Consider the following 13,107-nt stretch of genomic DNA (forward strand, 5'->3'; position numbering starts at 1 on the left):
GGTTTCAGTCGCGCAGGTGGCGCAGGAACGGGTCGGCGGACGCGGGCCGCTCGAAGCGGGCCCGCACGTCCAGCGCCACGCACCCGTCGGGGCGGACCCGCACCGGGTTGAGGTCCAGCTCGGCCAGTTCGGGGACGAGCTCGGCGAGCCGGCTGACCTTCAGCAGCAGCTCCCGCACCGCGGCCCGGTCGAGCTGCCCGGACGCCCAGAGCGCTTTCGACGCGCGCAGGCCGTCGATCAGCAGATCGGCGTCCGCGCCGGCGAGCGGGGCGAGCCGGGCGGCGCGGTCGTCGATCAGGTCGGTGTCGACGCCGCCGAGGCCGAACACGACCAGCGGGCCGAACACCGGGTCCGAGCGCACCCCGACCAGCACCTCCCGGCCCGGCTCGGCCATCGGCTGGACGGTGACCCCGCGCAGGGCGGAGCCGAACCGGGACCGCAGGGTGCGGAACGCCTCCATGATGCGGTCGGCGCCGCGCACGTTCAGCAGCACGCCCCCGCCCGCGGACTTGTGCAGCAGCCCCTCCGCGTCCGCCTTCAGCACGACCGGCGAGTCCAGGGCGGCGGCCGCGGCGTCCATCGAGTCGCCTGCTTCCACGTACCGGGTCTCCACCATCGGAATACCGGCCAGGCGCAGCAGCTCGACCGCGTCCGCGGGCGCCAGCCAGCCTTCGCGCCCGGTGGCGAACGCCCGCAGCGCTTCCGGATCTTCCGGCGGGGCAAGAGCTTCGTCGTCGGCCTCGGGCCGGTTCAGCCACTGCTCGTAGCGGACGAGCCGGGCCAGCACCGCGGCGGCCGCGGCCGGGTCGTCGTAGCACGCGGTCACGCCGCTGCGGGCGCCCGGGACGAGCGGGGCGACGCGGGCGCGCTGCCCGGGCCGCACCGCGAAGACGGTCTTGTACTCCGGCGGGAGCACGGTGGCGAGCGCGGCCCCGGGGTCACCGGCGGCGGTCGGCACGGTCGCGGCGATCACCGCGTCGACGCCGTCGTCGGCGAGCACGGCGCGCAGCGCGTCGGCGAACACCTCCGCGGAGACGGCCGCGGTCGTGTCGACCGGGTTCGCCACCGCGGCTTCGGCCGGGAGCACCTTCGCGAGCCGGTCCCGGGTGACCTCGGACAGCTCCGCCATCACCAGGCCCTCCCGCTCGCAGGCGTCGGCCGCCAGCACCCCGGCCCCGCCGGCGTTGCTGACCACGGCCACGCGCGGACCGCCCGGCAGCAGCTGCCACGCCAACCCGGCGATGACGTCGATCAGCTCGGCGACGGTGTCGACGGCGATGACGCCGGCCTGCTCGAACAGTGCGTCCCGGGTGACGGCCGGGGTGGCCGCGGCCGCGGTGTGCGAAGCGGCGGCGCGCTGCGCGGTCCCGCCGCTGCCCGACCGGACGGCGAGCACCGGACGGGTGCGCGCCAGCCGGCGCGCCAGGCGGCTGAACTTGCGCGGGTTGCCGAAGGATTCGAGGTAGAGCACGGCCAGCTCGGTCCGGCGGTCGGCGGTCCACCACATCAGCAGGTCGTTGCCGCTGACGTCGTACTTGTCCCCGGTGGAGACCAGCGTCGACATGCCGAGGCCGAGGTCGCCGAGCGACTCGGCGAGGGCGATGCCCACCCCGCCGGACTGGGTGACCACGCCGATGTTGCCCGGCCGGACCGGGGTGGCGAGGAAGGTGAGGTCGTAGGGGCAGGCCGGATCGGTGGAGACGACGCCGAGGCAGTTCGGGCCGACCAGCCGCATGCCGTACTCGCGCACGGCCGCGTGAACGCGTTCGCCCGCTTCGGTGCCGGTCAGCCCCGAGGAGATGATGACGAGCGCGCGGACGCCCCGTTTCCCGCACTCTTCCACCGCTTCGGCGGCGGCCGGCGCAGGCAGGCACACCACGGCCAGTTCGGGGGTGCGGTTCAACGCGGCCACGGACGGGACGCTCGGCACGCCGAGGATCTCGCCGGCGTGCGGGTTGACCACTTCGATCGGCTCCGGGTAGCCGGAGGCGACGAGATTGGCCAGGATCGCGTGCCCGACCGAACCCGGGCGCCGTCCCGCGCCGATGACGGCGATCGAGGACGGCTTGAACAGGTGCGTCAGGCTGGCCGCGTCGGCGACCGAGTCGCGCTGCAGCACCGCCTCCAGGTAGGTGGCGTCCTCTTCGAGGTTCATCACGACGTCGCGTTCCGGGCCGCCGACACTGGCTTCGAACCGGAGGCCGAGGTCGGCGAAGACGCGGATCACCTTGGCGTTTTCGGCGAGCACTTCGGCGATGAACCGCTTGAGGCCCGTCTTCCGGGCGTGCGAAACGAGGTGTTCCATCAGCAGTGTCGCGACGCCCTGCGTGCGCAGGTCCGCGTCCACGACGAGGGCGACTTCGGCGTCCGTGGTGTCCTTCAGGACTTCGTAGTTCGCGACCCCGACGAGCTCACCGTGCCGGTAGCAGCCCACGGCGTAGTGCCCCGGCCCCGGGGCGGCGGCGATCTCCGCCGCCAACTTGTCCAAAGTGGACGGGCGAGCCCCGAAGAAGCGGAAGTAGGTGTCCTCCTGGGTGAGCCGGGTGTGCAGGGCGAGCACCTCGACGGTGTCGGCCGGGTGCAGCGCGCGCACGAGCACCACGTCGCCGCCCGCGAGCAGGGCCCGGGAGCCCGCCTCCACGCTCATCGTTTCTCCTCAGGCATGAGGGTGGGCGCGGCGGGCCAAGGCGCCGCGCCCACCGCAGGTCGCCTAGCTCTTGGTGACCTGGATCTTGACGTGCTTGTCACGCGGGTGCTCCGAAACCGGCATCGTGATCTCGAGGATGCCGTCGGTGTACGTCGCCTTGACCTTCGCCGGGTCGGCCCCGGCCGGCAGGCTGACCGTGCGGCTGAAGGTGCCGTAGTAGAACTCGCTGCGGCCCTCCACGCTCTCCTTCGCCTCCCGCTCGGCGGCGATGGTGAGCAGACCGTTGTGCGTGGTCACGGAGATGTGCTTCTCGGGGTCGAAGCCGGGCAGCTCCGCACGGACGAGGTACTTGCCGTCCTCAGTGGACTCCTCGATCCGCATGGGATTGTGCTCGGCGAACGGCCACGGGTTCTCCAGCCACGCCGCGATGCTCGGCAACGCCAGACGTGAACCCGGTACCAGGGCAGTCATCGAAGTTTCTCCTTCCTCGCGGCGACGGGCGCCGCCCCCCAAGGAGACCTCGGATACCCGGTCCGGCGCCGCGGCCGGACTACCCGAACCGCGAGGACCTTCGTCACCGGAGGATCGCCAGGGGACCAACGACCCTGTGCTCCGTCCGGTCGTGCTGTCACCCTCGGCGGCACGGGGAGAAACGGAGCAGGAGAGATGGACCACCCGGCAGAGACCTGGAGCTTCGACGTCGCGGTCGAGCACGGACCGCACCGGACCCGGGCGCAGATCGTGCTGCACACCCCCGAGGGACACGAGTTCTCGGGCGTGGGCCTCGCCCACCGGGCCGGGCCCGCCCGGATCGCCGGTTACCTGGCGCTGGGCCGCGCGATGTCCGACCTCAACGAAGAACTGGTGGAAGCCGCGACGACGGAGCTGGAGGCCGAAGCGGGCCGCGCCTGGAGCAGCTGACACTCAGCCGACCGGCGCCGACCACTCCACCACCACGCCGCCGTCCGGGCCGCTGCCGAGCGAGAACGTGCCGCCCACCGCCTCGGCGCGGTCACCGAGGTTGCCGAGCCCGCTCGGCGAGACGTCGGCGGGGATCCCCTTGCCGTCGTCGGCCACGACGATCCGCAGGACGTCGTCCTTCACCACGACCGACACCGACAACGCCGAGGCCTCCGCGTGCCGGACGGCGTTGCTGACCGCTTCGCGCACCACCGCCTCGACGTGCTCGGCCAGCTGCGTGGGCAGGGTGTCGATCGAGCCGGACATGCTGACCGTCGGGTGCACCGGCGCGTCGTCGGTCAGCTCGGCGATCGCGTCGTGCAGCCGGTGCCGCAGCCGCAGCCCGGTCTCCCCCGCCGCGCCGCCGTGCAGGTCGAAGATCGCGGTGCGGATCTCCTGCACGATCTCGTGCATCTGCTCGATGCTGTCCCCGAGCCGCTTCTGCAGCTCCGGCGACTTCGTCCGCCGCTGGGTGCTCTGCATCGACAGGCCCACCGCGAACAGCCGCTGGATGACGTGGTCGTGCAGGTCACGGGCGATCCGGTCGCGGTCGCCGAGCACGTCCAGCTCGCGGGCGGCCCGCTGCTGCGCCGCCAGCTGCAGCGCCAGCGCCGCCTGGTCGGCGAACGACGCCACCACCGACAGCTGGGCCGACTCGAACGACGCCGTGCCCGGCTCCCGGACGGCGATGAGCACGCCGGTCGTGCGGTCGCCCGCCCGCAGCGGCACCACCAGGGCCGGCCCGAAGCGGTGCTCGCCCAGCTCGAGCTCGCCGACGCTGCGCGGCGTGCGGTCCCGGTAGACGGCGCCCGGCAGGCTGTCGAGGTCGATGTGCAGGCCCGACAGCTCGGTGGCCCGCGCCCCGGCCCGGACGGTGACGGTGAGGTCGTCGACCTCCTCGCCCCAGTCTTCGTCGACGTCGAGCCGGCCGGCGTTCGGCAGCGCGAGCATCGTGAGGTCGGAGCCGGTCAGTTCCAGAGCCCGGCTGGCGATGGTGTTCAGCGCCTCGGCCGGGTCGGTGCCACCGAGCAGCTCGGTCGTCACCTCACTCGTCGCGGCCAGCCACTGCTGGCGCACCCGCGCCTGCTCGTAGAGGTGCGCGTTCTCGATCGCGATCCCGGCCGCGGCGGCCAGGGCCTGCACGACGACCTCGTCGTCGTCGGTGAACGGCTCGCCGTTCTTCTTCTCGGTCAGGTACAGCCGGCCGAACACCTCGTCGCGCACGCGCACCGGCACGCCGAGGAAGGAGTGCATCGGCGGGTGGTGCGCCGGGAAGCCCACCGACGCCGGATGGGCCGAGATCTCCTCCAGGCGCAACGGCTTCGCCTCTTCGATGACCACGCCGAGCACCCCGTGCCCCTCCGGCAGGTCCCCGATCAGGCGGCGGGTCTCGTCGTCGATCCCGAGGTAGATGAACTCCGACAGGGAGCCGTCTTCGGCGAGCACCCCGAGTGCGCCGTACTTCGCCTCGCCGAGCTCGATCGCGGCCTGCACGATGCGCCGCAGCGTCGTGTCCAGCTCCAACCCGGACGCGACCGCCAGTACGGCGTCGAGCAGACCGTCCATCTTGTCGCGGGTGCCGATCAGCAGCTCGATGCGATCCTGCAGGTCACGCAGCACCTCCCGCAGCCGCAGGCCGGACAGCGTCCCCGCCATCCGCCGGGACCCGTACTCCGGCCGCTGTCCGGGCTCGTTCACCGACACCTCGTCCACGCCCTCCGCATCGTCCACTCCGGCCCTCGCCGCTTGTGACCTTCGCCCCTTTTCGCAGCCCTTTGTGACGAGAGATTGTCGGGAGAAGCTACTGGAACCACAGTGTGCCGCGCGTCGGCACCAAGGGGAAACCATGACACTACCCATCACCTCGATCGGCCTGCTGGACTCCGATCAGGTGAAGTCCGTGATCGGCGCGGCGGTACTCGCACCGTCCACGCACAATACGCAGCCCTGGCGGTTCCGCTGCACTCCCGCGGGCCTCGAGCTGCACACCGATCCGGACCGTGCCCTGCCCGTGGCCGACGCCGACCAGCGGGAGCTGCTGCTCTCGTGCGGGGCCGCGCTGTTCAACCTGCGCACCGCCATCCACGCCTTGGGCGCGCACCCGGCCACCACCCTGCTGCCGCGTCGCGACGACCCCACGCTGCTGGCCGTCGTCCGGCCGTTCGCGGTCCGCAAGCCCGACCGCCGGCTCGTCGAACTGGCGGGCGCAATCCCCCGCCGGCACACCAACCGCACCCCGTTCGAGGCGACGATCATCCCGAAAGCACTGGTGGCCGAGCTGCGCCACGCGGCCGAGGTCGAGCAGGCCTGGCTGCCCCGGCTGGACGCGCACCAGCTGGAGACGCTGCGGGAGCTGGTGCACAAGGGCCACCACGCCCAGGTCGCCGACCCGGCGTTCCTCGCGGAGTGGCGACACTGGACCGGGCGCGACCCGGGCAGCCGGGACGGTGTCCCCGAATACGCGGCCGGCGCGATGCCCTCGGACAACGGCGGGTGGGTGCTGCGGGACTTCGGCGCGCGGCAGCGCGGCCGGTCCGACGAATCCGAGCCGCTGGTCGTGGTGATCGGCTCCTTCGACGACGCCAGGATCGACCGGATCCGGGCCGGTCAGGCCATGCAGCGGGTGCTGCTGACGGCCACGGCGGCCGGGCTCGACGCGTCGTTCATCTCGCAGCCGGTCGAGGTCCCCGCGGTGCGGACGGAGCTGCGCAGCCTGCTCGGCGGCGGGCTGTGGCCGCAGATCGTGCTGCGCCTCGGCCGTGGCGCACCGGTGCCGTGGACGCCGCGGCGGTCCCTGGCCGACGTCATGCTGGAGCCGGACTGGCTCAGCGCCTGAAGGTCGCATCCGGGGCGCTGAAGGTTCCCTTCAGCGCGTTTCGGCGTGGGTCCGGCTCAGCCGCCCTGGTTGCGCAGCTCGGTGGCCAGGACCGCGGCCTGGGTGCGGCGCTCCATGCCCAGCTTCGTCAGCAGCCGCGAGACGTAGTTCTTGACCGTCTTCTCGGCCAGGAACATCCGCTCGGAGATCTGCCGGTTGGTCAGCCCCTCACCGATCAGCTCCAGCAGCTTCTTTTCCTGGTCCGAGAGGTCCGCGAGCGGGCCCTTCTTGGCCTGGCTGTCGCGCAGCTTCGCCATCAGGGCGGCCGCCGCGTGCGCGTCGAGCAGGGACTTGCCCGCGCCGACGTCCCGGACCGCCGAGACCAGGTCCATGCCCTTGATGTCCTTGATCACGAACCCGCTCGCGCCGGCCATCACCGCGTCGAGCATCGCCTGCTCGTCGGTGTAGGAGGTGAGCATCAGGCACTTGAGGTCGGGCAGCTTGGAGCGCAGCTCACGAGCCAGCTCGATGCCGTTGCCGTCGGGCAGCCGCACGTCCAGCACCGCGACGTCGGGGTTGAGCGCCGGAATCCGCGCCAGGGCCTGCGACACGCTGCCGGCCTGGCCGATCACGGTGAGGTTCTCGTCCTCGTCCAGCAGGTCGGCGACGCCACGACGGACCACCTCGTGGTCATCGACGAGAAAAACCCGGAGCATCCCGACCTCCTGTGCACGGAAAAAGTACGACGGAGATCAGAGTACGACCACAGGGCCCCCAGTGGCAGGGACCCGGGACCGTCGCGGAAGTGACCAAGGACCCTCTCGCCGGAGGGCCCGCGGACCGGATGCTGCCGGGGTCAACACCGTCCGCGCGAGCAGGAGAACCGGATGAGCGCCCTGGACATCGCCCGATGGCAGTTCGGGATCACCACCGTGTACCACTTCATCTTCGTCCCGTTGACCATCGGGCTGTCCTTCCTGGTCGCCGGGATGCAGACCGCCTGGGTGCGCACCGGTGACGACAAGTACCGCCGGATGACGAAGTTCTGGGGAAAGCTGTTCCTCATCAACTTCGCCATGGGCGTGGCGACCGGCATCGTGCAGGAGTTCCAGTTCGGGATGAACTGGTCGGACTACAGCACGTTCGTCGGCGACATCTTCGGCGCGCCGCTGGCCATCGAGGGCCTGCTGGCGTTCTTCCTCGAGTCGACGTTCCTCGGCCTGTGGATCTTCGGCTGGGACAAGCTGCCGAAGAAGCTGCACCTGGCCACCATCTGGCTCGCCGCGACCGGCACCCTGCTCTCGGCGTACTTCATCCTCGCCGCCAACTCCTGGATGCAGCACCCGGTCGGCTCCGCGGTCAACCCCGCCACCGGCCGCGCGGAGCTGAAGGACTTCGGCGCCGTGCTCACCAACTCCACCGCCGTCGGCGCCTTCGCCCACACCGTCACCGCGTGCTTCCTCACCGCCGGCATGTTCGTCGTCGGGATCAGCGCGTGGCAGATCAAGCGGCAGCGCAACGTCGACGTCTACCGGCCGTCGATGAAGCTCGCGCTGGTCACCGTCCTGATCGCCAGCCTCGGCGTCATCGTCACCGGTGACCTGCAGGCCCGGCTGATGACCGAGCAGCAGCCGATGAAGATGGCCGCCGCGGAAGCGCTCTACGACACCGTCGCGCCCGCGTCGTTCTCGCTGTTCACCGTCGGCTCGCTGGACGGCTCGCAGGAGAAGTTCAGCATCCGCGTGCCCGGTGTGCTGTCGTTCATGGCCACCGGCAGCTTCGACGGCCGCGTCGAGGGCATCAACGACCTGCAGGCCGCCGAGCAGCAGCAGTACGGGCCCGGCGAGTACCGGCCGAACATCCCGGTGGCCTACTGGACGTTCCGCCTGATGATCGGCTTCGGCTTCCTCTGCCTGCTGATCTCGCTGGTCGGCCTGTGGCTGTTCCGGCGCGGCCGCACCCCGCGCGCCCGCTGGTTCTTCCCCGTCGCGACCGCCGGGATCGCCCTGCCGTTCCTGGCCAACAGCGTCGGCTGGATCTTCACCGAGATGGGCCGCCAGCCGTGGTCGGTGTTCGGCGTGCTGAAGACCGCGAACTCGGTCTCCCCGACGGTTCCGGCGGGCACCGTCCTGACGTCGCTGATCGTGTTCACCGTGCTCTACGGCGTGCTCGCGGTCGTCGACGGCGTCCTGATGGTCCGCTACGCCAAGGCCGGACCTCCGCCGCCGGAGGCACCGCGCGAAGACGCCGATTCCGACGAGCCGCGTCCCGCGGCCTTCGCCTACTGAGACGCCGGAGACCGTCATGGCCCTCACCGACATCTGGTTCCTGCTCATCGCGGTCCTCTGGACCGGCTACTTCGTCCTCGAAGGCTTCGACTTCGGCGTCGGCACGCTGCTGCGGATCCTCGGCCACGACGACACCGACCGCCGCGTGCTGATCAACACGATCGGCCCGGTCTGGGACGGCAACGAGGTCTGGCTGCTGGTCGCCGGCGGCGCCACCTTCGCCGCGTTCCCGCTCTGGTACTCGAGCCTGTTCTCCGGGTTCTACCTCGCCCTGCTGCTGGTGCTGGTCGCGCTGATCCTGCGCGGCGTCGCCTTCGAGTTCCGCGGCAAGATCGACAGCCCGCGCTGGCGCAACACCTGGGACTGGATCATCGTGTTCGCGTCGGCGGCACCCGCGCTCCTGTGGGGCGTCGCCTTCGGCAACATCGTGCACGGCGTTCCCCTCGACGCGCAGCACCACTTCACCGGCACGTTCTTCACCCTGCTCAACCCGTACGCGCTGCTCGGCGGACTGGCCACGCTCACGCTGTTCACCTTCCACGGCGCGGTCTTCCTCGCGCTGAAGACGACCGACGCGCTCCGCGACCGGGCCCGCACGCTGAGCCGCGCGCTCGGCGGCGCGGCGTTCGTGTTCGGCGGTGTCTTCCTCGTCGCCACCGCCGTCGAGCACGGCGGCTGGACCTGGCTGTCGGCGACGGTCGCCGCGCTGCTGCTGGCCGCGGGCGTGCTGTTCGCCGCCGGTGAGCGCGACGGGTTCGCCTTCGCGAGCACCGCGGGGACGATCATCGCCGTCACCTTCACGCTGTTCTGGTCGCTGTATCCGGACGTGCTGCCGTCGACGACCGACCCGGCGTTCAGCCTGACCACCACGAACGCGTCCTCGACGCACTACACCCTGCAGATCATGACCTGGGTCGCCGTCGCGTTCACCCCGATCGTGCTGGCCTACCAGGCCTGGACGTACTGGGTGTTCCGCAAGCGGATCAGCCGGGCCTCGATCCCGGCCGGCGGCGGCCTGCCGGCGGGCCGCCGGTGAAGCCCCTCGACCCGCGGTTGCTGCGCCACGCGAGCGCGGTCCGGCCGTTCGTCCTGGCCTGCGCCGCGCTGGGCGTGCTCACCGCGATGCTGGTGCTCGCCCAGGCGGAGCTGCTGGCGAAGACGATCACGTGGGCCTTCCTCGACGGCGTGACGCTGCGCGCCCTGCTGGTCCCGGTCGGCATGCTGCTGCTGGTCGTGCTCGCGCGGTCCGGCATCGCGTGGGTGTCGGAGACGACCGCGCACCGCGCCGCCGCCCGGGCGCTCTCGCAGCTGCGGGAGGCCGTCATCGGGGCGGCGCTGCGGATCGGCCCCCGGCAGGCGGACCGCTCCCCCGCCGAAGTCGCGTCGCTGGCCACCCACGGCGTCGACCGGCTGGAAGGCTACTTCGCGCGCTACCTGCCGCAGCTGCTGATCGCCTCGGTCGTGCCGCTGGTGGTCGGCGTGCGGATCCTGGCCGCCGACTGGGTCGCCGCGGTGATCGTGGGCTTCACGGTGCCGCTCATCCCGGTCTTCATGATCCTCATCGGGCTCTACACCCAGCGCGACGTCCGGCGCCAGTGGACGACGCTTTCGGTGCTGGGCAACCACTTCCTCGACCTCGTCGCCGGGCTGGCCGAGCTGACCGCGTTCGGCCGCGCCCGCGCGCAGATCCGGTCGCTGCGGGAGATCACCGAGAAGTACCGCACGCAGACCCTCCGCACCCTGCGCGTCGCGTTCCTGTCCGCACTGGCCCTGGAGCTGCTGGCGACGCTGTCGGTCGCGGTCGTGGCCGTGTCGGTCGGGCTCCGGCTGCTGGCCGGTGAGCTCGACCTGCGGACGGCGCTCGTCGTGCTGATCCTCGCGCCCGAGGTCTACCTGCCGCTGCGGGCGGTCGGTGCCCGGTTCCACGACAGCGCCGAAGGCCTGGCCGCGGCCGAAGAGATCATCGCGCTCGCCGGCACGCCCGCCGGCGACACCGGCACCCGCACGGTGCCCGACCTCACCCGCGTGGCCGTGCGCTGCGAGGACGTGACGGTCGAGGGCCGGTCCGGGCCGGTTCTGGACGGCTTCACCCTGCGCATTCCCCCCGGCGAGGTCGTCGGGGTGACCGGACCGAGCGGGGCGGGCAAGTCGACCCTGCTCGACGTCCTGCTCGGCTGGCGGCGGCCCGAGCGCGGCCGGGTCCTGCTCGGCGAGACCGACCTGGCCGAGATCGGCCGCGCCACCTGGCACCGGCACCTCGCCTGGGTGCCGCAGCAGCCGCACCTCGTCGCCGGGACGGTGGCGGAGAACATCCGGCTGGGCTCCCCCGACGCGAGCGACGGCGCCGTGCGTGCGGCCGCGGACGCCGCGGCCCTCGACGTCCCGCTCGCCACCGTGATCGGCGAGCTCGGCGCCGGGCTGTCCACCGGGCAGCGCCGCCGGGTCGCACTGGCCCGCGCGGTCCTGCTCGACCGGCCGCTGATCCTGCTCGACGAGCCGACCGAAGGCGTCGACGCCGAGACCGAGACCGCCATCCTGGACCGGCTGCCGGCGGTGCTCGCCGGCCGGACCGCGGTGATCGTCAGCCACCACCCCGCGGTGCTGGCCCGGTGCGACCGGGTCGTCACCCTCGGCGGACCGGCGGCGGTTCCCGCTCCGGCGGCCGCTGCGGTCCCGCTGCCGTCCGCACCCGCCCGCCCGGCCGCGGCCGCCGTCGAACTGTCCACTGTGGATTCTTCGTCCTCGAAGTGGCGGCCGCTGCTGGACGCCGTGCGCCCGCACCGGTGGCGTCTCGCGCTCGCCTGCCTCGCCGCCACCGCCGCCCTCGGCTGCGGCGTCGCGCTGACCGCGACGTCGTCGTGGCTGATCGCCAGTGCTGCGCTGCACCCGCCGGTGCTGAGCCTGATGGTGGCGATCGTCGCCGTGCGGACCTTCGGCCTGGCCAAGGGAATCCTGCGCTACGTCGAGCGGCTCCTGTCCCACGACGTCGCGCTGCGGGCGCTGACCGAGCTGCGCGTCCGGGTGTGGGACCGGCTGGTCCGGATCGGTCCGGCCCGCACCGCCCGGCTGCGCCGCGGCGACCTGCTGCACCGCCTGGTGTCCGATGTGGACAGCCAGCAGGACGTGCTGGTCCGCGGCCTGGTGCCGGGGATCTCGACGTTCGCGGTGCTCGCCGGGACGGCGGTCACCCTCGGGGTGATCCTGCCCGGCGCCGGGTTCGCGGCCGCCGCCGGCCTGTTCGCCGCCGGGGTGCTCGCCCCGCTCGTCGCCGCCCTGACGGCCCGGCGGGCGCAGCGCGACACCGCCCGGCTGCGCACGGACCTGACCGCGGGCACCGTCGAGCTGCTGCAGGCCTCGGCCGACCTGATCGCGTACGACGCGGCTTTCCGCCGCCACTCCCGGTTGCGCGAGCTCGACACCCACCTCACCACGCTCGCCCGCCGGTCCGCCGTGCGCCGCGGGCTCGGCTCCGGAATCGCGACGCTCGGGGTGGGCCTGACGTCCCTGTCCTGCCTCGCGCTGGGCATCCTGGCCGTGCACGCGGGCACCATCCCCGGACCCGCGCTGGCCGTGCTGGCGCTGACCCCGCTCGCGACGGCCGAGCTGGTGGCCGGGCTGCCGGAAGCGGCGCAACGGCTCCTCGGCGCCGGGCACTCCGCGCGCCGGCTCGCCGAGCTGGCGGCCGTGCCCGCGGCACGGACCGAACCCGCCGCCACCGCGCCCGCCGCGGCCCACCTGGCCGCCGAGCGCCTCGCCGTCCGCTGGCCGGACGCCCGCGAAGACGCCGTCCGGGGTGTGGACCTGAGCATCGGCCCGGGCCGGCGGCTGGCGCTGACCGGCCGGTCCGGCGCGGGCAAGAGCACGGTGATCGCGGCGCTGATGCGCTACCTGGACCCGTCGTCCGGCCGCGTCCTCCTCGACGCCACGGACACCCTGACGTTCGACGGCGACTCGGTGCGGGAGCAGATCGCCTGGTGCGGGCCGGACACCCACCTGTTCGACAGCACCCTGCGCGAGAACCTCCGCCTGGCCCGGCCGGCGGCGTCCGACGACGAGCTGCGGTCCGCGCTCGGCCTGGCTCAGCTGGGCGGGTGGCTCGACCGCCTGCCGGACGGCCTCGACACCCCCCTGGGCGCGCACGGCACGCCGGTGTCGGGCGGCGAGCGCCAGCGCATCGGCGTGGCCCGGGCGCTGCTGTCGGACCGCCCGATCCTGCTGCTCGACGAGCCGACGGCCCACCTCGACGCGCCCACGGCCGCGGCACTGGCGGCGGACGTGCTGACGGCGACGGAGGGCCGCTCGACGCTGGTGGTGACGCACCGCCCCGCCGACTTCGCCACGCTGCCCACGGTGGACGTCACGGCGGCACGCTCCCTGGACGCCGCTTGAGGCACCGC

The 13,107-nt window shown here is 72.8% G+C and carries 9 protein-coding genes; 5 read left to right on the forward strand and 4 right to left on the reverse strand.

The window, feature by feature from the left end; genetic code table 11:
• Positions 1–4 precede the first annotated feature (4 nt).
• On the reverse strand, positions 5–2,647 hold the full coding sequence (locus QRX60_RS41285) for a bifunctional GNAT family N-acetyltransferase/acetate--CoA ligase family protein (protein ID WP_285996896.1): 2,643 nt from the start codon (positions 2,645–2,647) through the stop codon (positions 5–7).
• A 63-nt stretch (positions 2,648–2,710) separates the two neighbouring features.
• Positions 2,711–3,118, reverse strand: a complete 408-nt coding sequence (locus QRX60_RS41290) for an Hsp20/alpha crystallin family protein (protein ID WP_285996897.1) — start codon at positions 3,116–3,118, stop codon at positions 2,711–2,713.
• A gap of 195 nt (positions 3,119–3,313) precedes the next feature.
• Between QRX60_RS41290 and QRX60_RS41295 the strand changes: the two genes are divergently transcribed.
• Positions 3,314–3,568 carry a dsRBD fold-containing protein gene (locus QRX60_RS41295; protein WP_285996898.1) on the forward strand — a complete coding sequence of 85 codons (255 nt, stop codon included), beginning with the start codon at positions 3,314–3,316 and terminating at the stop codon, positions 3,566–3,568.
• Between the two features lie 3 nt (positions 3,569–3,571).
• Here the strand turns inward: QRX60_RS41295 and QRX60_RS41300 are convergent, their stop codons facing one another.
• Complete coding sequence (locus QRX60_RS41300) at positions 3,572–5,263, reverse strand: GAF domain-containing protein (protein WP_286003806.1); 1,692 nt, start codon at positions 5,261–5,263, stop codon at positions 3,572–3,574.
• A gap of 190 nt (positions 5,264–5,453) precedes the next feature.
• On the opposite strand from QRX60_RS41300, the gene QRX60_RS41305 reads away from it, so the two are divergent.
• Positions 5,454–6,443, forward strand: coding sequence for an Acg family FMN-binding oxidoreductase (locus tag QRX60_RS41305; RefSeq protein ID WP_285996899.1), 990 nt, complete (start codon positions 5,454–5,456; stop codon positions 6,441–6,443).
• A 56-nt stretch (positions 6,444–6,499) separates the two neighbouring features.
• On the opposite strand, the gene QRX60_RS41310 is transcribed toward QRX60_RS41305, so the two are convergent.
• Positions 6,500–7,138: a response regulator transcription factor gene (locus tag QRX60_RS41310; RefSeq protein WP_285996900.1), complete on the reverse strand. Its 639-nt coding sequence runs from the start codon at positions 7,136–7,138 to the stop codon at positions 6,500–6,502.
• A 171-nt stretch (positions 7,139–7,309) separates the two neighbouring features.
• Here QRX60_RS41310 and QRX60_RS41315 point away from each other — a divergent pair, with 171 nt between their 5' ends.
• Genes QRX60_RS41315 through cydD form a run of 3 tightly spaced genes read left to right on the forward strand, consistent with a single transcriptional unit; the run spans position 7,310 to position 13,099 of the window.
• Positions 7,310–8,710 carry a cytochrome ubiquinol oxidase subunit I gene (locus tag QRX60_RS41315; RefSeq protein ID WP_285996901.1) on the forward strand — a complete coding sequence of 467 codons (1,401 nt, stop codon included), beginning with the start codon at positions 7,310–7,312 and terminating at the stop codon, positions 8,708–8,710.
• 16 nt (positions 8,711–8,726) lie between these two features.
• The gene (gene cydB / locus QRX60_RS41320; RefSeq protein ID WP_285996902.1) at positions 8,727–9,746 is read left to right on the forward strand and encodes a cytochrome d ubiquinol oxidase subunit II; all 1,020 of its coding nucleotides are present in this window, start codon (positions 8,727–8,729) and stop codon (positions 9,744–9,746) included.
• Complete coding sequence (gene cydD / locus QRX60_RS41325) at positions 9,743–13,099, forward strand: thiol reductant ABC exporter subunit CydD (RefSeq protein ID WP_285996903.1); 3,357 nt, start codon at positions 9,743–9,745, stop codon at positions 13,097–13,099. Before cydB ends, cydD begins: the two co-directional genes overlap by 4 nt.
• Positions 13,100–13,107 lie beyond the last annotated feature (8 nt).

The organism is Amycolatopsis mongoliensis (assembly GCF_030285665.1).
In the GTDB taxonomy this organism is placed as follows: domain Bacteria; phylum Actinomycetota; class Actinomycetes; order Mycobacteriales; family Pseudonocardiaceae; genus Amycolatopsis; species Amycolatopsis mongoliensis.

Excerpts from the sequence above, each read along its gene's own strand:
- QRX60_RS41285 (WP_285996896.1), bottom strand. The coding sequence starts at position 2,647 with ATGAGCGTGGAGGCGGGCTCCCGGGCCCTGCTCGCGGGCGGCGACGTG.
- QRX60_RS41290 (WP_285996897.1), bottom strand. The coding sequence starts at position 3,118 with ATGACTGCCCTGGTACCGGGTTCACGTCTGGCGTTGCCGAGCATCGCG.
- QRX60_RS41295 (WP_285996898.1), top strand. The coding sequence starts at position 3,314 with ATGGACCACCCGGCAGAGACCTGGAGCTTCGACGTCGCGGTCGAGCAC.
- QRX60_RS41300 (WP_286003806.1), bottom strand. The coding sequence starts at position 5,263 with ATGGCGGGGACGCTGTCCGGCCTGCGGCTGCGGGAGGTGCTGCGTGAC.
- QRX60_RS41305 (WP_285996899.1), top strand. The coding sequence starts at position 5,454 with ATGACACTACCCATCACCTCGATCGGCCTGCTGGACTCCGATCAGGTG.
- QRX60_RS41310 (WP_285996900.1), bottom strand. The coding sequence starts at position 7,138 with ATGCTCCGGGTTTTTCTCGTCGATGACCACGAGGTGGTCCGTCGTGGC.
- QRX60_RS41315 (WP_285996901.1), top strand. The coding sequence starts at position 7,310 with ATGAGCGCCCTGGACATCGCCCGATGGCAGTTCGGGATCACCACCGTG.
- cydB (WP_285996902.1), top strand. The coding sequence starts at position 8,727 with ATGGCCCTCACCGACATCTGGTTCCTGCTCATCGCGGTCCTCTGGACC.